The sequence below is a fragment of the Exiguobacterium sp. ZWU0009 genome (assembly GCF_000798935.2).
Lineage (GTDB): Bacteria > Bacillota > Bacilli > Exiguobacteriales > Exiguobacteriaceae > Exiguobacterium_A > Exiguobacterium_A acetylicum.
Map to the genome: position 1 here is coordinate 2,139,200 of NZ_CP018057.1, position 19,827 is coordinate 2,159,026.

The window sequence follows — 19,827 nt, forward strand, 5'->3', positions numbered from 1 at the left end:
TTATTTCACCATCCCCATGAGGTAGACGACTGAGAAGATAAAGACCCAGACGACGTCAATGAAATGCCAGTAAAGACTTGAAACATAGTACTTCGGCGCATTCACGACCGTGATGCCACGGTTCCAGTTCCGGATGAGCAATGTCGAGATCCAGAGAAGACCGAACAAGACGTGCGCACCGTGGAAACCGACGAGTGTATAGAAGGCAGAACCAAATGCACTCGACGTGAACGTATGACCGATGTGGTAGTAGTGATTGAACTCATAGATCTCACCCGCTAAGAATGCTAGTCCAAAAACAAGTGTGATAATCAACCACATTTTCATCTTCTTCACATCATTACGTTTCATCGCCATCATCGCAAGAACACTTGTTAATGAACTTGTGAGAAGAAGCATCGTCATGATGAAGACGAGACCCATTTCAAAGATGTCATAACTGCGTAATCCTTCTTTTGCACCGGAGTTATGAAGTCCGATGTATGTTCCGAAGAGAGAGGCGAACAAAGTCGTCTCTCCTCCAAGGAAGAACCAGAAGGCTACATATTTATTCTTACCCTCAAGTGTTGCTTTTTCAACATGATCCGGAATACCCGTGATCGGGTTATTCGGTACTGAATGATGACCCATCTTACTTCGCCTCCTTTTCTGCTTCAAGGCGTAGATCTTCTTCGACGACTGATTTCGGGATGTAGTATCCTTCATCGTCAATCCAAGAACGGAAGAACATCGCGATCAATGTCATCGCAAGACCAATCAAGGCAACGACGAGACCAACAGTTCCATAGTCGAGGCGAAGAATGAATCCGAGACCTGCAAGGAATAGACCGACTGACATGACGAATGGCAAGATCGTGTTATTCGGCATATGAATATCGCCGACTTCTTCCGATACAGAAACTGTTTTGTTCCCCGCCATTTTTTCGAGCCAATACGTATCCAAACCTTTGACGAGTGGAATTTGAGCGAAGTTATACTCTGGAGTTGGAACTGGAAGTGTCCACTCAAGTGTACGTCCATCTCCCCAAACGTCGCGTTTCACATATTCTTTTGACATCAATGCTGCTGCAATCGAGATGACGAGAACGATCGTCGATACACCCATGAATGCTGCACCAATTGATGAAAGTAAGTTCATTGTTTCCCAGCCTTGGTTTGGCAAGTACGTGAAGACACGACGTGGCATACCTGTAAGACCGAGGATGTGTTGTGGGAAGAACGTCAAGTGGAAGCCGATGAAGAACAACCAGAATTGAATTTTTCCCCAGAACTCGTTGAGCTGTTTCCCGAACATAAGTGGGAACCAGTAGTACAGACCTGCGAAGAGACCGAAGACTACCCCACCAACGATAACGTAGTGGAAGTGAGCGACTACGAAGTAACTGTCATGGTACTGATAATCGGCAGGTGCTACTGAAAGCATGACCCCTGTCATACCACCAACAAGGAATGATGGAATGAACGCGACCGAATAAAGCATCGCGACTGGGAACGTCAACTTACCGCCCCACAGCGTAAAGAGCCAGTTGAAGATCTTGACCCCTGTCGGTACAGCAATCGCCATTGTTGCTACGGCGAAGATCGCGTTTGCGACCGGACCGAGACCAACTGTGAACATGTGGTGGACCCATACCATGAATCCGAGGAAACCGATCAACATTGTCGCAAAGACCATCGTCGTGTAACCGAAGAGACGCTTACGAGCAAATGTAGGAATGATTTCAGAGAAAATACCGAATGCCGGTAAGATCAAGATATAAACTTCTGGGTGACCGAAGATCCAGAAGAGGTGTTCCCAGATGACGATATTCCCGCCCGCTGCCGGGTCAAAGAAGTGCGCTCCGAAGAGTCGCTCGAACGTCAAGAGGAACAATCCAACCGTAAGTGGTGGGAATGCGAAAACGATCAAGGCAGAAGCAACGAATGCTGTCCATGTGAAGAGCGGCATCCGCATCAGTTTCATACCTGGTGCACGCATGTTCAAAATCGTAACGAGGAAGTTAATCCCCCCCATAAGTGTACCGAAACCAGAAATCTGAAGACCTAAAGCGTAGAAATCTACACCAAGAGATTCAGGAACTGTAGAAAGTGGTGCGTACGCTGTCCATCCTGCGTTCGGTGCAGCGCCGAAGAACCAAGAGAGGTTCAGTAAGACTCCACCGAAGAAGAACAACCAAAATCCAAGTGCGTTCAAGAATGGGAACGCAACGTCACGTGCCCCGATTTGAAGCGGTACTGCAGCGTTCATGTATCCAATCAACATCGGCATCGCTGCCAAGAAGATCATCGTCGTACCGTGCATCGTGATCAATTGGTTAAAGAGTTCACCGCTGACGAAATCGTTCATCGGTTTAATCAATTGAAAACGAATCATTAGGGCTTCTACGCCACCGACCAGAAGGAAGAACAATCCAGACATGATGTAGAGAATCCCGATTTTCTTATGGTCGACTGTCGTTAGCCAGTCCATGATGCCGCTTTTTTTCTGCGGCATACCCATAGTATGTGTCCCCACTATGATTCCCCCTTAAAAAATTATTGGAGCTTTTTGTCCAATAGATAATCTGCCAATTCGCTCAATTCTTCATCGCTGATCTGATCTTCAGAGAATCCAGGCATTTTCGTACCTTGTTTCTCTTTTTGAGGATCGCGAATCCATTTTTCGAGGTTCTCTTTATCATGATCGAGGTAACCCGCGATACGTTGACGGTCACCGAAGTTCGTCAAGCTAGGTGCGACTTTTCCGCCACCATGACAGCTGAGACAGTTCTGAGCATAGACTTTCTCGCCAGTCGTCCAGTTCTTTTCATTCTTTTTGTCGAGCTGTTTCGTTTCTGCTTCTTTTGCAGATTTCATGTCTTTCAACCACTGATCGTAGTCATCCTGTTCCATCGCAACGACTTTAAAGTCCATCAATGCGTGGGAAGGACCACACAACTCAGCACATTTACCGTAGTAAGTGCCTGCTTCTTTTGCTTGTAACCACATTTCGTTCTCAAGACCTGGGTTCGTATCTGTTTTACCAGAAAGAGCTGGTACCCAGAATGAGTGAATGACGTCTTTAGACGTCAAGTTAACAGCAACACGTTTACCGACTGGGATGACAAGTTCTTGTCCTGTCGAAACACCTTTGTCTGGGTATTCGAACTCCCACCAGTAGAGGTTTGCTGTAACGTTGATTTGTTCGTTTTTCTTCGCTTCTTTTGCATCTGCGAGTTCAACCGTTGTTTTGATCGTCGGAATTGCAAGCACGATCAAGAGAAGAATCGGAATGACTGTCCAGATGATTTCAAGCGTATGGTTCCCTTCGACTTGCTTCGGAACCGTGTTATCACCTGATTTACGACGGAATTTCATAAGTACGTAAATATAAATGACGGCTACGATCGCAAGGACGAACAACATGACCCACAAGCTAAGCTTGATGATCTCAAGTTGCATCTCAGCGCCTTCTCCGCGAGGCTGTAGCGCAGACAATTCCGGAATTCCACAACCTGATAACATGAGTGCCATCAAGCCGATTGGAAGAAGCCGGAAGAGCATTTTTACTGATTTTTTCACAACCATCCCCACTTTCTTTGTCCCCAATTTTTTCTTTCGTAATGGTGTACGTGAATTATGTCAAATCGTTTTAGAGAGAAACGAGTACGACCGTCACGATCCAAGCCGTGAAATAAAAGAGTGAGAAGAAGAACATCTTCGACGCCCATTTGATTTCGGCTTGTTCATCTTGGATCTTAAGACCTTTCAGTCCCATATAGAGCCAATATCCACCGAGCAATGCCATGACGATCATGTAGATGATGCCATAGTGTGCTAAGAGGAGTGATGATGGAATGAGTACTGCAATCCACCATACAATTTGTCGTTTCGTGATCGCGAATCCGTTTACGACAGGTAACATCGGGATACCTGCTGCCCGATACTCCTCTGTCCGTCGCATCGCGAGTGCAAGGAAATGTGGTGGTTGCCACACGAACATGATGAGGAATAAAATCCACGCATCAATGTGAAGCGTCGGAGTGACTGCCGCAAATCCAATGATTGGTGGCACAGCTCCTGAAATACCACCTACGACTGTATTGATCGTGTGCGTCCGCTTTAACCACATCGTATAAATCACGACGTAAACGAATGATCCGATCAATCCGAACACTGCCGCCACATGGTTGACGATCAACAACAATACCGTACCGGTCGCAAGAATACCGAGTCCTAGTGCGAGTATCCGTTGTCCATCCATCTTCCCAGTAACGCTTGGTCTTCCCATCGTCCGTTCCATCTTGTAATCGATGTCCCGGTCAATGTAGTTATTGAGGTAGCAACTTCCGGCAATGACCAATCCACTCCCGAGAAGCGTCCACAGTAACATCCACTTGGTTTGCCATAGATACAACAGGACATCATCCGTTATGTACGATGCCGCTACGACATACCCTGCGAAGACCGTAATTAGATTGGCACGGACAATCCCCATTTTTGCTAGGGTAATATAGTCCTTGAATGTGGGCTGATCTGCTTGCTCGATTGCCATATCCAGTGCCTCTCCAGTAACTTTCGCCATGCTGTTCCCTCCTTTTCACCGTCTGCTTCCGTTTAGCACCTAGGCTTCACGTAATTTCTTCACAGAAATAACACAGACATGCCACGAAACGCCCTTTTCTCTATAAAAGATACCACATATCGAGGACCGTGACGTATGAAAATACTTTCGACATAATGAACAAAATGTGAAATCTATGTGATTTTCATCACAGTTCACCATATTTACCTAATACTAGAATAGCGTTGTTCTAAAAGATTGCAACCCTTTCAGTACTTTTTATGCGATACTAGACCTATGGAAATCCATGTATTTCGTATTTTTTTAGAAAGGTGGTGTCCAAATCTTGAATCGAAAGCTTTCGATGTTTTCAGCCTTCGTCACGTTTACGATGATGATCGTCTTACTGATGGGTGGGACAGTCACAAAAACGGATTCGGGAGATGGTTGCGGAACGGATTGGCCACTCTGTCATGGGGAACTCATTCCGACGAACCCAAGTGTTGAAACGATGATTGAATATAGCCACCGTGCTGTAACTGGAGTCGTTGGACTCTTAATCATCGCCTTATGTCTCTGGACGCTCGTTGCCTTCAAGGATCGACTCGATACGAAGATCTTTGCGTTTCTTGCTTTCATCTTCATGTTGATTCAATCGATCGTCGGCGCTGGTGCTGTCGTTTGGCAACAATCGGACCTCGTCATGGCGTTACACTTCGGTATCTCCTTGATTTCCTTTGCTTCGCTGTTGATTTTGACGTTGTTGATCATGGAGCGTCCGGGTCAGGAATTCAGGGAATCGGTCCCAGCATTCTTACGGAAACTCTTATACGCTCTACTCATCTATACGCTGATCGTCGTATATACCGGTGCTTACGTACGCCACGTCGGCGCTACATATGCTTGCGTTGGTTGGCCTGTCTGTTCTCAACCGTCCATGACGTTCGAAGCGTGGGTGCAGATGATTCACCGGATCATGGCAGGACTATTGTTCTTGTTCACCTTATTCGTCCATGTCGTTGCGATTCGCTTAAAACACCGGACGACAACGATTGGTATGGCGTTCGCGACGTTCTTCATCTCGTGCCAAGTCGCCACTGGGGCTTGGATCGTTCTTGGTGGACATGCAACGTATGTGCCGTTACTCCATGCTTTCTTGATCACATGTTACTTCGGTGTCTTATCTTACTTGACGTACCATGCATTCCGAACGCGCAAGGCAAACAGTCGTCTTCAATAAGGTCGTAAAAAAGGATGTTCCTCGCTTGAGGGACATCCTTTTTTCATTATTTGAATCGAGCAATCGCACGCTTTCGCGCTTCGTCGTGTGCGACGATTGGTTCTGGATAGCCATAATCCTTGCGTTGCTCAGCAGTCGGTTCATGAATATACTGCTTTGATAAATCCTTGATTTCCGTGACATACTTTCGAATGAACTCGCCATCCTTATCGAACTTCTTCGATTGAGTCGTCGGATTGAAGACGCGGAAGTACGGAACGGCATCCGTTCCGACTGATGCAGCCCATTGCCAACCCCCGATGTTTGATGCCGCTTCGTAATCAACGAGTTTCTGCTGGAAATACTGTTCGCCTTTCTGCCAATCGACTAACAGGTCTTTTGTCAGGAAAGAAGCGACGATCATCCGTAGACGATTATGCATCCACCCCGTTTGATTCAATTGTCGCATCGCCGCATCAACGATCGGATAGCCCGTCTTGCCTTCACACCACGCTTTGAAGCCCTCTTCATCTTTCTCCCATTCGATTTCCCGATATTGCGTATTGACGGCTTGTCGTTTTGATTCCGGGAAATGCATTAAAATCATGTAATAGAATTCACGCCAGATGAGTTCCGTGATGAAGGTCTGTTTTCCTTTTGATTCTTTTGCCTCCTGAACAGCCGCATAGACCGTTCGAATACCGATCTCTCCAGTCCGTAAGTAGCGGGAGAGTAAGCTTGTACCGTCAACAGCAGGAAGATCACGGTTCTCTTCGTAACCTTCAAGCGATTGTTCGATGAATTTCTTCAAGCGTTGTTTCGCCTGCTTTTCACCAGGATGGAAGACGGCTTCCGACTCTGCCTTTTTAAAGTAAGCGTTGATGAAACTATTATCGTGCTGACGCTTTTGATAATGATCCCGTAGCGTTTGCCACTTGACTTCGTATGGTGCAGGAATGTCTTTTTTCATGAATGCATTCTTATATGGCGTAAATACTTTATAGAACTTTCCATCTTGCTTTTTAATATCATGCGGGTGAAGAAGATGCCGGTCTAGTAGTCGCTCCGTCTGACGATTTTTACGCTTTTTAATGATTTTTTCATCTCGCGTCTTGAATGGTTCGACATATTCCGCATTAAATAACAAAATGTCCGCATCATCGGTTGCGTCTAAGAAAGCCTGTTCATCCCCTTCGATGAAACGGATTGGCATCTCTTTCTCTTTGCAGGCATCGGAAAACATTTCGAGTGCTTGGAAGAAATATTGTTGCCGTGCTTCATATTCTCCGATGTAATCCGGATTGAGCCAAAAGACGAATTCGACCGTCAACTTCGGATTTTCATTTAGTAATTCAACAGCACGTGCCAACATGTGATTATCATGTAATCGAAAATCACTTCGTACCCAACAAATAATGTTCAATCGTATCCTCTCCCACTACGTATTGAACGAAAAACAGGCAGCCCGCCGAGCGTGCGCCTGTTTTTCGTTGTGACCTTATACGAATTCAATCAGTAAGTCTTGACTCGCGATGGCTTCGCCTTCCTTGACGTGGACGGCTTTAATTTCACCGTCTTCCGGTGCTTGGATCGTCGTTTCCATCTTCATCGCTTCCGTGACGAGAAGTTGCTCTCCTTTACGGACACGTGTACCCGTCTCGACGAGTACCTTCAGCACGCTACCCGGCATTGATGCACCGATTTGTTTCGCATTGCTTCGATCTGCTTTTGGACGACTTGATGAACTTTCCTTAATACTGATGTCTTTGACTTCAACTTCACGAGGAACACCGTTCATCTCATAATAAATCGTCCGCATACCATGATCGTCTGGCTGACCGATTTGAATCAACTTGAGGTAGAGTGTCTTGCCTCGTTCGATTTCAACTTCGATCGTCTCACCTAGACGCATTCCATGGAAGAATGTATTCGTATCAAGAACAGAAATGTCACCATATCGCGCGACGTACGAACTGTAATCCATGAAGACTTTTGGATAGAGCGCGTAAGCGAGTGCATCAAACTCCGTGACTGGACGTTCAAGTTTTTCGAACAACTCATGTTTGACCGCATCGAAGTTGAGTGGTTCCATCATCTTACCTGGGCGTTCTGTCAGCGGAGCAGCTCCCTTGAGAATAGCCTGTTGAACGTCTTGCGGGAAACCATCTGGTGGTGTTCCGAGCTCCCCTTTCATCAGTTCGACGACTGAATCCGGGAAATCAAGTCCACTTGCGCGTTGCAAGACATCTTCTTCTGTCAGATGATGTTGAACCATGAAGAGTGCCATGTCTCCGACGACTTTCGACGATGGTGTGACCTTGACGATATCTCCAAACAGCATATTGACACGCGCATACATCTCTTTGACTTCAGACCAACGATCCGCAAGTCCAACTGCTTTTGCTTGTTGCTGTAAGTTCGAGTATTGTCCACCTGGCATCTCGTGATCATAGACCGTTGGATTCGGTGCGATCATATCGAGTTCGAATGCTTGGTACAGATGACGCACATCCTGCCAATAATCCGAAATCTGTTCAAACTTCTGTGCTGAGACGAGCGGTTGACGTGGATGACCACTTAAGGCATGAATCAAGCTCCCACCCGCTGGCTGACTTGTCAGTCCTGACATGCTTGATGCCGCAACGTCGACGACGTCGACACCTGCATCGATCGCACGCGCATACGTGTAAATCCCGTTCCCACTCGCATCGTGTGTGTGGAGATGGATTGGTAACGATACCGCATCTTTAAGTGCTGATACGAGCGCATAGGCTGCTTCCGGTTTCAAGAGACCCGCCATATCCTTGATCGCAATGATATGAGCGCCGCTTTCTTCCAGTTGTTTCGCCAGATTGACGTAATACGGCAGGTGGTATTTTGGTCGATTCGCATCGAATAAATCCCCTGTATAACAGACTGCTGCTTCCGCGATTTTACCTGTCGGCAAGACCGCATCGATTGCGAGTTGAATCGACTCCGGGTTGTTCAAGCTATCGAAGATTCGGAAGACATCGACTCCTGCTTGCGCCGCTTCCTTGACGAACGTGTGGATGACGTTGTCCGGATAGTTTTTGTAACCAACGCCGTTCGCACCACGAAGCAACATTTGAATGAGGACGTTCGGCATCTTTTCACGCAATTTCATCAGACGAACCCATGGATCCTCCGATAAGAATCGGTAGGCGACATCAAATGTCGCGCCTCCCCATGCTTCGACAGAGAACAATTCAGGTAGCAGTTTCGCTTCCGCCTCTGCAATCGCGACGAGATCCTTCGTCCGCATCCGCGTCGCAAGGAGCGACTGATGGGCGTCACGGAATGTCGTATCTGTCAACAAAACGTTTTCCTGAGCTGCCAACCATTTTGCGACGGCTTCCGGACCTTCCGCGTCGAGAATCGCTTTGGCACCTGGTGTATAGTCTGTCGGGAGATTTTTTGGAATCCGGACGTCACGCGCAAGCGGCTTGTCCAATTTTCCGATTCCCGGGAATCCATTGACGGAAACCTCTCCGATGTACGTCAATAGTTTCGTTCCCCGGTCTTGACGTTTCGGGAATATGAATAATTCTTGTGTATCATCAATGAACGATGTGTTGTAATCCCCGCTGACGAACGCATGGTGTTTCAAGACGTTGCTTAAGAATGGAATATTCGTCTTGATCCCACGGATACGGAATTCACTTAAGTTTCGACGCATCTTCGCGACAGCTTGATCGTACGTCAAACCGTGCGTCGAGATTTTAACGAGCAGTGAGTCATAATATGGTGAAATTTCTGCTCCGACATAAGCGTTCCCACCATCAAGACGTACACCAAAACCACCTGGTGAACGATACGCTTTAATTTTTCCTGTATCCGGCAAGAAGCCATTCTCTGGGTCTTCTGACGTAATTCGGCTTTGGATTGCAAACCCAAGCATCTTAATGTCTTCTTGTTGCGGAATACCAACGAGGTCGCTATGTAACGATTCGCCTTCAGCAACACGAATTTGCGTCTGGACGATATCAACGCCTGTGATCATCTCCGTAATCGTGTGCTCGACTTGGACACGTGGGTTGACCTCGATGAAATAGAACGATTCATCTTGTGTCACGAGAAATTCGACCGTACCCGCATTTTCGTATCCGACATGTTTCATCAACGTGACGGCTGCGTCACAAATCTTTTGTCGCCCTTCGTCTGATAGCGTGACACATGGTGCCACTTCGACGACTTTTTGGTGACGACGCTGTACGGAACAATCACGTTCAAACAAATGAATGATGTTCCCATGGGCATCACCGATGATTTGAACTTCAATATGTTTTGGTCGTTCGATTAATTTTTCGACGTAAATCTCATCCGAACCGAACGCTTTCAAGGCTTCAGATTTCGCACGTTCAATCATGTCTGGAAGCTCTTCTTCTGTCCGGACGACACGCATACCGCGTCCACCACCGCCAAGCGATGCCTTGACCATGAGTGGATAGCCTGCTTCTTTTGCGAACGCATACGCTTCATCAATGGATGAGATCGGACCATCCGTTCCTGGAATGACAGGAAGACCAGCTTCAATCGCCGTCGTCCGTGCCCGTACTTTATCCCCGAATTTATACAGGTGCTCTTCTTGCGGTCCGATGAAGATGATGCCTTCTTCACGGCAACGTTTGGCTAGCTCAATATTCTCAGAGAGGAATCCATAACCAGGATGGATCGCATCACATTCGGCTTTTTTCGCTGTTGCAATGATATCTTCAATGTCGAGATAGGCTTCGATCGGTTTTTTTCCTTCTCCGATCCGGTACGCTTCATCGGCTTTATAGCGATGAAGAGAACCCATGTCCTCTCGCGAATAAATGGCAACGGTACGAATACCGAGTTCTGTCGCTGCACGGAAAACGCGAATCGCGATTTCCCCGCGGTTTGCTACGAGAATCTTCTGGATTTTAGTCAACTGATGCTCCCCCTTTAGTTAATGAGCTCGTGGCACTCATCGAACGTGCAGTCTGCACTTCTTTATGATACGCCATCCGATATTTGTTTTGCATGGAAATGTTCGCCATCACACCAAGCATCGTACTCATGACAAGTAACGATGATCCACCGTAACTGATGAATGGCAAGGTAACGCCTGTACCTGGAAACAGACCAGACATCGCCGCGATATTGATACATGTCTGGATGAAGATGATACCCGAAATACCGAGCGCGAGCATACTCGAGTACAGTGAGACACACCGATTAGCGATGATTGCCCCTTGAATCATCAAGAAGAACAATAGACCAAGCACGACGAGAACACCCACGAATCCAAGCTCCTCTGAGATGATCGACATGATGTAGTCGGTTTCAGGTTCCGGCAAATAGCCATACTTCTGAAAACTATTTCCAAGACCTACTCCGAATAATCCCCCGTGGGCAATTGATATGACGGAATTGATGAGCTGATAACCTTTTCCTTCTGCATCGAGAAATGGATTCAAACTTGCTTGAATCCGTTGCATCTGATTATCCGAAAAATTATTCCATGCGTACAAGAAGATGATTGGTACGGTGACGACACATAACATGATGTAACCACTCGGCAATCCAACTGCGAATAAAATCATCGCTGTGATGAGTAACAGAATGAACAATCCACCGTCATCCGGTTGCATGCGAATGATGATCGCGTAAGGTGCAAGTAATACAATCATCGGAATCAAGATCCAGTCCGAGAAACTAAGTAAAATTCGTCTTCCTGGAGACGTCGCTGGAATTTGACGATGGATGAAGTGATGGACGATCCCAATCACGCCATCCATTTTCCCTTTGTGCTTTTGATCAAAATAACTCGCAAGTCCGACGACGAGCACAAATTTACAAAGCTCGATTGGTTGAATCAAGAAGATACCGAAGTTCAACCATGCGCGAGCCCCGTTTAGTGGTGCCGAAAACAGCGTCGCCATCAACATCAACCATGTAATCGCGTACAAGAGTAAACGAATCACTGGTCCACGGAACACCTCATGGTTTATTTGCGAAACGAAAAGGAACAATACGATAGCCATCGCATCAAACATCAACTGCTTCTCAAAGAAGGACGTATTCGCATAATCTCCACCGTTCCACACGCTCGCACTATAAACCATGACCGTACTGATCGCCATGAGGATGAGCATCGTAAAGAAGAGACCATAGTCAAAAAATGCTCGTTTTTCTTTAAACTTCGCTAACATATGTACACGTCCTTTTTTCATTTTCTAAAAAAAAATACCCAAACGCCGCATTTCACGTTTGAGTAGAAAATCAGCACGTCTCCGCATCATGTAAATCAGATAATTGCTGTTCAAGTGATTCGAGTAATTGTTTCCCCTCACCCGCATCAATCAGTTCAAGACGTACCGCAAAATCAATCTGACGGGATAATCCGAACATTTGTGTATCCAATACTTCCTCGTAAAGAGGACATTGTGGCATCGTTAAATTCGCAAGCTGGACCTCGATCAACCGGCGGATTTTTTGTGCATCCGCTTCTAGTAGCTCAAGAGCGCGCTGGCGATGAACTGTCTCGATTTCAGTTGACAATCCAATCCCTCCTCATCAAATGACGCGTTCCTGTTATAGCTAAACTTTACCTTACTTTCGCCAACAATTCAACGTTTCGGTATAATGGATTTGTTGGACTTACACATTTAGGGGGTAGAACAAATGATTTTTCCGATTAACGGTAAAGTACGGCATCAGTTAACGATTGATCCGACAGTCTGGATCTTTGATGAACGAAAGGTGGCAATCGAGAAAATCGGGCAACCAGCCGACACAAGTGAACAAGAAGCTTACTACGCGAAAATGGGGGCTGCGTGGGATAAAGGTATCATGGAAGGCAGTCGTACGGATCACAATCGTCCGATGACACGTGCTGAAAAAGAAGCCGCGCTTCAAGGGTCATTCGCGATGGCGCTTGCGCCGTTCATCCGGAATGCTGAACTCTTACCGGATGCGATCGCTATTCGTTTTGAAGGCGAAGAAACGGTTGAACTTCCACTTGAGCAACTCGACGAAGTGTATTTGCAGTTCTCACAAGACGGCAAAGTGTTAGCAGATGGACCCGTTCATTTGTTGCACGGACAACGGATCGTCAAATCCGTTCATACGGTTACCGTCATATAAGGAAAACGTGGTGCGCCTGATTAGACGCACCACGTTTTTTCATAGTAAATCGGCTGCGAGGCGCGCCAAGTTCGAGCGCTCCCCTTTGACGAGTTTGACGTGTCCCGTCATCTTCTCATTTTTGAGTCGTTCTACGGCGTAGGATAAACCATTGGAATACTCATCTAGATACGGATGATCAATCTGTTGCGGATCCCCGACTAACACGATTTTCGAGTTTTCACCGACACGTGTCAAAATCGTCTTCACTTCATGTTTCGTTAAATTCTGCGCTTCATCGATGATGATGAATTGCCCCGGCATACTACGTCCCCGGATATACGTTAATGCTTCCAGTTGAATCGTCTTCATTCCAGCGAGAATGTTACCAAGTTCATCTCCTGATCCTGTATTGAAGAGGTGTTCGAGGTTATCGTAGATGGGTTGCATCCACGGACGAAGCTTCTCTTCCATTTCACCCGGCAAGTAGCCGATATCGTTTCCCATCGGTACGACGGGACGAGCAACGACCAATTTTTTATATTTATGCTCGTCTTCTACTTGCAAAAGACCCGCGGCGAGTGCGAGTAACGTTTTCCCGGTACCTGCCTTACCAACGAGTGTTACAAGTGGTACATCGTCACGTAATAACAATTCAAATGCCATTCGTTGTTGGACGTTTCGTGGAATGACGCCCCAAACTTGATCGACATCGATCGAAAGTGCCCGGATAATTGGCAGGTTCTGATCAACGACGGCGATGGCTGAAGCTTTCGACATGTTACTTTTTAAGATGACGAACTCATTCGGTTGCACTTTTTCTGGCAAGACATCAACCGAAAGCCGTTTATCCTGATAAAAGGCATCAATATATTCCTGATCGACAGTCACTTCGATAAATCCTGTATAAAGACCGGTCAGATCAGCGATATGATCCGTCATATAATCTTCAGCGACTAATCCATACGCATCCGCTTTGACGCGGACTAAGATATCTTTTGAGACGAGAATGACATCTCGTGGTGTCGCTTCAGTTTGTTGTTCACGGTGAATCGACCACGCCAGTTCAATAATCTTATTATCGTTTGATTCATGCGTAAACGGCGAACCTTCATGAATAGAGTCTCCAATATCGACGCGAAGAATGCCGCCGTTTCCGAGTGGCACTCCCGCATGAAGCTGCCCCGTTTCTCGTAATTGGTCTAAGATGCGAGCTGTTTCTCGTGCATTACGTCCAACTTCATCCATGTTGCGTTTTTTTCCATCCAGTTCTTCTAGTACGATCGCTGGTATGACGACATCATGCTCCTGGAATTGAAAAAGAGAAAGTGGATCGTGAAGCATGACATTGGTATCAAGTACGTATATTTTTTTCATTCCATCGTTCGCCCCTTTAGAGTCGAGTTTGTGATGAATGTTACGCTTTTAGGATGCGATGAACGAGTTGATCTAACCGTTCGGCTGCCTGTTCATCGTATGTTTTTTCAATAGTCGGTCGTTGTGTGACAGCTGCTCCGTAAAACAAGATGTCACGTACCTCCTCAACGCGTCCCTCATAAAAAGCGAGTGGTAACGGAAGGTCTTCTTGTGGCGTAATCGCCTTGACGTCCGTACACGTTAAGCTGTACGTCGACTGATCAGCAAAAAAGATCAACGTGAAGACCGGATGCTCTCGTAATGTTTTAACGAGATGAGAATCTGCTTCGATTGCAAAACGAACCGTTTGCGAATCCGTCGCATGTACCCAACTGATTGCATGTGTGATGGGCCAATGTTTGGATTGATCATGCGTAATCAAAAAAACGAGTGGTAATTGCGATAATGCTTCTAGTTGACCTGAGTTGAGCTGTTGTTCAACTTTATTTGCCATGACATCACCCCCTCTGCGACTTAGTGATGATATTTCGAGATATACTTCTCGTTTCCCTTTTTTACATCTGAATAATCTTCTAATATGATATACTAAGAAAAAAAGGGAGGACCTGACATGCGAGTGAAATGTACGATTTGCGATAAGCGTGAAACGATTGATGATTGGTCCTTCACGGCGAAGCGATTACGCAATAAACCTGTTCGTGTCCATATCTGTGATGAGTGTCGATCACGCGTAGAAGAACGGACACTTGAACGCCACGCTTCTGGACAATTCCATTTATACCCGACTTGGGAAACAAAACGAAAACACTGGTAAACAAAAGGTCTGCGGGAAAATTCCCTGACAGACCTTTTATTGTTCATCGATTGATTCGAACGAGTCGATCATCATCTGCCGATGGATTCCCTCTTCCGTCCGTATTATTTGTAATATAGTAAATCGATGTCTCGTCAATCCAGACATCTCGAATCCGACCTTGGTTTTCGACAACCGTCTTGACTTGCTTCGTCTCTAAATCAATCGTTTGTAATCGCTGTCCGACAAGTGTTGCAAAATACAGTGTATTCTCTGCTGTTGCCACTCCACTTGGTGCAACAGATTGTTCTCCTACTTCATACCACGGCGTCACCAGTCCTTCAGCTTGTTCTTTCCCTTCAATCGTCGGCCATCCATAATTCTTTTGTTCGATTCGGTTGATTTCATCGTGCCCACTTTGTCCATGTTCGCTTGCATACAGTTGATCATCGACGAAAACAAGTCCTTGTGGATTCCGGTGACCGAGACTGTAGACGTATCCTTTTTGATTCCCCTCGAACGGTTTCCCTTCAGATGTGATGCGTAAAATCTTTCCTGCCAACGAATCAATGTCTTGCGCCAGTTCGGGATTCGCTGCGTCTCCTGCTGTGACGTAGAGTGCGCCCTCTGGTCCCCACTCCAGCCGTCCCCCGTTATGAATCGTAGCTCCGGGAATATCATCGAGTAAGACACGTTCTTCCGTCCACTGGTCGCCCTCTTCTTTTATCGCGATGACGCGATTCGTCGCTTGTCCTTGTTTGGCGTACGTATGGTAGACGTATGCTGTCTTATTGTCCTTAAAATCAGGATCGAGTACCATCCCAAGCAATCCACCTTCTCCTTCAGCGAGGATATCCTCTTTCAGCTGAAGGCGCATCCGTTCATAATCATCTTGTTCTCCTTTGACAATCGTTCCTTCACGTTCCGTGATGTAAAATACCTCTCCTTCTCGGACGATATTCCACGGAGCGTTTAGCTCTTTAAATACGACGCCTTCTTGCGCTTGAGATGATTGCGTCGCTTCTTGATCACCTGAATCCTGTTGATTGTTTTCTTGTGTCGTCTGATTCGTTTCCTCTGTTGACGATTCTTCTGACGTTTGCGTACAGCCCATCAGAATACCCGTTAACAGTAGGGGTATGACATACCTTATTTTCACTGTTTTCTCCCCCTTTTAGTATCATTGTTCCCGCTCCGCTTTAAATCATGCATCTGAATTGGCTCAAAAAAAAGAACGAACCTCCGAAGAGATTCGTTCTTTTGATTCATGACACGCTTCCGTCAAGAAGCTGTCCGTTCACGTTCACGCTTGACCATCCACATCCGGAAGCGATAAATACCAAGTACGAAGACCATCGCAAGAAGTACTTCAGGAATCGGCCATGTCCAGAAGACAAGCGTCAATGCTGCCGAGAAGACGGCGAGCAAGAGATAGACGATCAGTGATTTCCACCATGCCAGTTCCTTAGCAAATCCTAACTTAAAGACGACAAGCGTCAAAATGACAACGGTAATCATTAAAGGATAAAATCCCGCTTCGATGTTATTCGGATCACTTCCGATACCGAGAAGTTTCGCGATGAACGGAATATCGTATTTCGAGAAATCAGAAGCAACGGCAGCTTGTGCATTCATTGCCAGTCCCCCTATTCGTTCAAGACTCAATCTTTACCTAGACGACGACGTTTTTCTTGCTTTTCACGTTCGTTCTTGTTCAAGACTTGTTTACGGAGACGAACCGATTGTGGTGTGATTTCACAGTACTCATCTTCGTTCAAGAATGTCAACGACTCTTCAAGTGAGAAGACACGTGGACGTTTAAGAACGTTCGTTGAATCTTTTGCAGATGCACGCATGTTCGTTAATTGTTTTGCTTTAACGACGTTGACAGCGAGATCGACATCACGGTTACATTCGCCGATGATCATACCTTCGTATACTTCGATACCAGGCTCGATGAAGATCGTTCCGCGGTCTTCAAGAGCTGAGATCGCGTAAGCAGTTGCTTTACCTGTTTCGATTGAGACCATAACTCCACTGCGACGTCCACCGATATCCGCTTGGATGAACGGACGGTATTCTTCGAATGTGTGGTTCATGATTCCGTATCCGCGTGTAGCAGAAAGGAATTCGTTACGGTAACCAATCAAACCACGTGAAGGAACGATGAATTCCATTTTCGTTTGACCGTTGTCCATTGTTTGCATGTTCGTCAATTCACCTTTACGGAGACCGATCGATTCCATGACAGAACCTGTGTACTCTTCTGGTGTATCGATGACGACGCGTTCGAATGGCTCGACTTTGACGCCTTCTTCTTCTTTGATGATAACTTGCGGTTTTGATACTTGGATTTCGTATCCTTCACGGCGCATGTTTTCGATCAAGATCCCGAGGTGAAGTTCCCCACGACCAGAAACGATCCAGCGGTCCGGTGAGTCCGTGTTTTCGATGCGAAGTGAAACGTCTGTTTCGAGTTCTTTTTCAAGACGCTCTTCGATTTTACGTGAAGTAACGAGATCCCCTTCACGACCAGCGAATGGCGAGTTGTTGACGATGAATGTCATTTGAAGCGTTGGCTCATCGATACGTAATAATGGGAGTGGATCAACGTGTGAAGTCGGGCAAACCGTCTCACCGACGTTGATATCTTCCATACCAGCGATCGCGATCAAATCTCCAGCTTTTGCTGTTTCGATTTCGACACGTTTTAGACCGAAGTAACCGAACAACTTCGTAACACGGAAGTTCTTCGTTGAGCCGTCAAGTTTCGAAAGCGAAACGCTATCGCCAACTTTGATTTCTCCACGGAAGACACGACCGACACCGATCCGTCCGAGGTAGTTATCATAGTCAAGCATCGTCACTTGGAACTGAAGCGGCTCCATTGTGTTATCGACAGGTGCTGGTGTGTGCTCAAGAATCAAATCAAGAACGTTCGTGATTGTATCTTCTTGTTTTTCTAATTCAGGTTCAAATGAACTTGAGCCGTTGACTGCCGATGCATAAACGACTGGGAATTCGAGTTGATCTTCGTCAGCTCCGAGGTCGATCAAGAGATCAACGACTTCGTCGACGACTTCAAGAGGACGGACCATCGGTTTGTCGATTTTGTTGACGACGACGATTGGTTGAAGTCCTTGCTCGAGTGCTTTTTTCAAAACGAAACGTGTTTGTGGCATACAGCCTTCACGTGCATCGACGACGAGGATGACGCCATCAACCATACGCATGATCCGCTCAACTTCTCCACCGAAATCGGCGTGTCCTGGCGTATCAACGATGTTGATGCGTGTGTTCTTGTAGTCAATTGCAGTGTTTTTCGCAAGAATCGTGATTCCACGTTCCCGCTCGATGTCATTTGAGTCCATTGCGCGTTCTTCGACTTGTTCGTTCGTACGGAACGTACCAGACTGTTTTAAAAGCTCATCGACTAATGTTGTTTTACCATGGTCAACGTGGGCGATGATCGCAACGTTGCGTAAATCATTTCGTACTAATGTTGTCATAGGTGTGTACCTCTTTCTATTCATTTAAATAAATCTTATCATACTTTCGGTCAACTTTAAGAGTATAGCACAGGTAGAGTCCTAATTGGCAATGACTAAGATTCGACATCACTCCGAAAGCCTTTTCATTATCCTTCATTCACGCTACACTGTTAACGTACTCACGGGTAGAGGGGGAAAAAACATGCGTCTGCTATTTTTATTACTCGCTATGCTTGCCGTAGGATCCATGGCAGCCATCGGCATCTTCATCGCGGAACAAAACGTTCCGATGACGATTGCTTCTGTCATCTTGATGATTGTTGCGATGGGTGCTGGGTTCGTCTTAAAGGCACGTTTACGAAAACAAGCATGACCGAAAAGGTTCCTTTCGTTTAAAACGAAAGAAACCTTTTTTCAATCTTCTTGTGTTTGTACGAATGTCAAAACATCTTTAACGAACGTCTGGCTCCCTGCTAGCACACTCGTTTGTTCGAGAAATGACATCGATTCACCTGTGATCGTTCCGACACGCCCACCGACCTCTTCAATCAATAACTGACCGGCTGCGTAATCCCAAGGCATATTACGCATCGTGATATACCCATCAACACGTCCTGCAGCTGTCCATGCAAGTTCAAGTGATGCTGCACCGATCGCTCGCACTCCGACGGCATGTCGCACGAGTGGTGCAAGACGATCCGTATTGATCCGACGATTTGGTGTCACCCAGGTCGCATTCATACAGATGATTGCTTCTTTAACACTCCGCTCCTCGATTTGTGGTAATCGTATGCCGTTTTGATAAGCACCATGCCCTTTGATGACATGGAACAACTCGTCAGCCATGACGTCGTAAACGAAACCATAACGTAACTCACCATCTATCATGATCGCGATCGAGATGGCAAACATTCGTTTTTGACGAATGAAGTTCATCGTTCCATCAATCGGATCAACGAACCAGATCGTGCCTTCGAGTGTATCAGGTCGAGCGATTCGTCCCTCTTCCCCATAAATATGATGATTCGGATAGCGATCTAAAATACCTTGAATCAATAAATCCTCGACGGCTTGATCAATCTCCGTCACTAAATCACTTTTTCCGGTTTTTTGTTCGACGTGATACGAACCATCAATTTTTTCGCGAATGTACTTTCCCGCTCGTTTGATCAAATCTATCGCATCCAACTCAATCTGCATTTGAGTTCACTCCTTCATCGTTGTTTCCAGCTTCTTCTATAGTAACAAAAAAAGAAAACCAGCGAACAGTTCGCTGGTTGAAGAGTTGATATTT

Annotated in this window: 18 protein-coding genes; 4 read left to right on the forward strand and 14 right to left on the reverse strand. The window is 46.2% G+C overall.

The window, feature by feature from the left end:
- The 4 genes from L985_RS11315 to cyoE form a co-directional block, all read right to left on the reverse strand.
- Positions 1–630, reverse strand: a complete 630-nt coding sequence (locus tag L985_RS11315; RefSeq protein ID WP_047393715.1) for a cytochrome (ubi)quinol oxidase subunit III — start codon at positions 628–630, stop codon at positions 1–3.
- A gap of 1 nt (position 631) precedes the next feature.
- Positions 632–2,500, reverse strand: coding sequence for a cytochrome c oxidase subunit I (gene ctaD, locus L985_RS11320; RefSeq protein WP_029342162.1), 1,869 nt, complete (start codon positions 2,498–2,500; stop codon positions 632–634).
- 35 nt (positions 2,501–2,535) lie between these two features.
- The gene (gene coxB, locus L985_RS11325; protein WP_081834728.1) at positions 2,536–3,567 is read right to left on the reverse strand and encodes a cytochrome c oxidase subunit II; all 1,032 of its coding nucleotides are present in this window, start codon (positions 3,565–3,567) and stop codon (positions 2,536–2,538) included.
- Positions 3,568–3,631: 64 nt separating this feature from the next.
- On the reverse strand, positions 3,632–4,564 hold the full coding sequence (cyoE, locus tag L985_RS11330; protein ID WP_023468830.1) for a heme o synthase: 933 nt from the start codon (positions 4,562–4,564) through the stop codon (positions 3,632–3,634).
- A 325-nt stretch (positions 4,565–4,889) separates the two neighbouring features.
- Between cyoE and L985_RS11335 the strand changes: the two genes are divergently transcribed.
- The gene (locus tag L985_RS11335; protein ID WP_029342165.1) at positions 4,890–5,783 is read left to right on the forward strand and encodes a COX15/CtaA family protein; all 894 of its coding nucleotides are present in this window, start codon (positions 4,890–4,892) and stop codon (positions 5,781–5,783) included.
- A gap of 46 nt (positions 5,784–5,829) precedes the next feature.
- Here the strand turns inward: L985_RS11335 and L985_RS11340 are convergent, their stop codons facing one another.
- From L985_RS11340 to L985_RS11355, 4 genes are all read right to left on the reverse strand, one after another.
- Positions 5,830–7,185: a cryptochrome/photolyase family protein gene (locus L985_RS11340; protein WP_047393712.1), complete on the reverse strand. Its 1,356-nt coding sequence runs from the start codon at positions 7,183–7,185 to the stop codon at positions 5,830–5,832.
- Between the two features lie 75 nt (positions 7,186–7,260).
- Complete coding sequence (locus L985_RS11345) at positions 7,261–10,695, reverse strand: pyruvate carboxylase (protein ID WP_047393710.1); 3,435 nt, start codon at positions 10,693–10,695, stop codon at positions 7,261–7,263.
- A complete protein-coding gene (locus tag L985_RS11350) occupies positions 10,688–11,959 on the reverse strand; it encodes an FtsW/RodA/SpoVE family cell cycle protein (RefSeq protein ID WP_029342167.1) in 1,272 nt (423 codons plus the stop codon). Before L985_RS11350 ends, L985_RS11345 begins: the two co-directional genes overlap by 8 nt.
- 70 nt (positions 11,960–12,029) lie before the next feature.
- On the reverse strand, positions 12,030–12,308 hold the full coding sequence (locus L985_RS11355) for an Fpa/YlaN family protein (protein ID WP_023468835.1): 279 nt from the start codon (positions 12,306–12,308) through the stop codon (positions 12,030–12,032).
- A gap of 123 nt (positions 12,309–12,431) precedes the next feature.
- On the opposite strand from L985_RS11355, the gene L985_RS11360 reads away from it, so the two are divergent.
- Positions 12,432–12,893 carry a hypothetical protein gene (locus tag L985_RS11360; protein WP_029342168.1) on the forward strand — a complete coding sequence of 154 codons (462 nt, stop codon included), beginning with the start codon at positions 12,432–12,434 and terminating at the stop codon, positions 12,891–12,893.
- A gap of 39 nt (positions 12,894–12,932) precedes the next feature.
- On the opposite strand, the gene L985_RS11365 is transcribed toward L985_RS11360, so the two are convergent.
- A complete protein-coding gene (locus L985_RS11365) occupies positions 12,933–14,249 on the reverse strand; it encodes a PhoH family protein (RefSeq protein ID WP_029342169.1) in 1,317 nt (438 codons plus the stop codon).
- Between the two features lie 40 nt (positions 14,250–14,289).
- Positions 14,290–14,742, reverse strand: coding sequence for a PNPOx family protein (locus tag L985_RS11370; protein ID WP_029342170.1), 453 nt, complete (start codon positions 14,740–14,742; stop codon positions 14,290–14,292).
- A gap of 117 nt (positions 14,743–14,859) precedes the next feature.
- On the opposite strand from L985_RS11370, the gene L985_RS11375 reads away from it, so the two are divergent.
- A complete protein-coding gene (locus tag L985_RS11375; RefSeq protein WP_029342171.1) occupies positions 14,860–15,063 on the forward strand; it encodes a YlaI family protein in 204 nt (67 codons plus the stop codon).
- 43 nt (positions 15,064–15,106) lie between these two features.
- Here L985_RS11375 and L985_RS11380 read toward each other — a convergent pair whose 3' ends face one another.
- The 3 genes from L985_RS11380 to typA all read right to left on the reverse strand — a co-directional run bounded on the left by L985_RS11380 (position 15,107) and on the right by typA (position 18,551).
- Positions 15,107–16,201, reverse strand: a complete 1,095-nt coding sequence (locus L985_RS11380) for a PQQ-dependent sugar dehydrogenase (protein ID WP_034786048.1) — start codon at positions 16,199–16,201, stop codon at positions 15,107–15,109.
- A 122-nt stretch (positions 16,202–16,323) separates the two neighbouring features.
- Positions 16,324–16,677: a YlaH-like family protein gene (locus L985_RS11385; protein ID WP_023468841.1), complete on the reverse strand. Its 354-nt coding sequence runs from the start codon at positions 16,675–16,677 to the stop codon at positions 16,324–16,326.
- 26 nt (positions 16,678–16,703) lie between these two features.
- Positions 16,704–18,551 (reverse strand): translational GTPase TypA, encoded by a 1,848-nt coding sequence (typA, locus tag L985_RS11390; protein WP_023468842.1) that lies wholly within the window; start codon positions 18,549–18,551, stop codon positions 16,704–16,706.
- 184 nt (positions 18,552–18,735) lie between these two features.
- On the opposite strand from typA, the gene L985_RS16980 reads away from it, so the two are divergent.
- Positions 18,736–18,906: a DUF5325 family protein gene (locus tag L985_RS16980; RefSeq protein ID WP_023468843.1), complete on the forward strand. Its 171-nt coding sequence runs from the start codon at positions 18,736–18,738 to the stop codon at positions 18,904–18,906.
- A gap of 41 nt (positions 18,907–18,947) precedes the next feature.
- Here L985_RS16980 and L985_RS11395 read toward each other — a convergent pair whose 3' ends face one another.
- Positions 18,948–19,733: an inositol monophosphatase family protein gene (locus L985_RS11395; RefSeq protein ID WP_029342173.1), complete on the reverse strand. Its 786-nt coding sequence runs from the start codon at positions 19,731–19,733 to the stop codon at positions 18,948–18,950.
- Positions 19,734–19,827: the final 94 nt, after the last annotated feature.

Bases quoted from the DNA above. Each gene is read 5' to 3' on its own strand.
- L985_RS11315 (WP_047393715.1), bottom strand. From the start codon at position 630: ATGGGTCATCATTCAGTACCGAATAACCCGATCACGGGTATTCCGGAT.
- ctaD (WP_029342162.1), bottom strand. From the start codon at position 2,500: ATGGGTATGCCGCAGAAAAAAAGCGGCATCATGGACTGGCTAACGACA.
- coxB (WP_081834728.1), bottom strand. From the start codon at position 3,567: ATGGTTGTGAAAAAATCAGTAAAAATGCTCTTCCGGCTTCTTCCAATC.
- cyoE (WP_023468830.1), bottom strand. From the start codon at position 4,564: ATGGCGAAAGTTACTGGAGAGGCACTGGATATGGCAATCGAGCAAGCA.
- L985_RS11350 (WP_029342167.1), bottom strand. From the start codon at position 11,959: ATGTTAGCGAAGTTTAAAGAAAAACGAGCATTTTTTGACTATGGTCTC.
- L985_RS11360 (WP_029342168.1), top strand. From the start codon at position 12,432: ATGATTTTTCCGATTAACGGTAAAGTACGGCATCAGTTAACGATTGAT.
- L985_RS11365 (WP_029342169.1), bottom strand. From the start codon at position 14,249: ATGAAAAAAATATACGTACTTGATACCAATGTCATGCTTCACGATCCA.
- L985_RS11370 (WP_029342170.1), bottom strand. From the start codon at position 14,742: ATGGCAAATAAAGTTGAACAACAGCTCAACTCAGGTCAACTAGAAGCA.
- L985_RS11375 (WP_029342171.1), top strand. From the start codon at position 14,860: ATGCGAGTGAAATGTACGATTTGCGATAAGCGTGAAACGATTGATGAT.
- L985_RS11385 (WP_023468841.1), bottom strand. From the start codon at position 16,677: ATGAATGCACAAGCTGCCGTTGCTTCTGATTTCTCGAAATACGATATT.
- typA (WP_023468842.1), bottom strand. From the start codon at position 18,551: ATGACAACATTAGTACGAAATGATTTACGCAACGTTGCGATCATCGCC.
- L985_RS16980 (WP_023468843.1), top strand. From the start codon at position 18,736: ATGCGTCTGCTATTTTTATTACTCGCTATGCTTGCCGTAGGATCCATG.
- L985_RS11395 (WP_029342173.1), bottom strand. From the start codon at position 19,733: ATGCAGATTGAGTTGGATGCGATAGATTTGATCAAACGAGCGGGAAAG.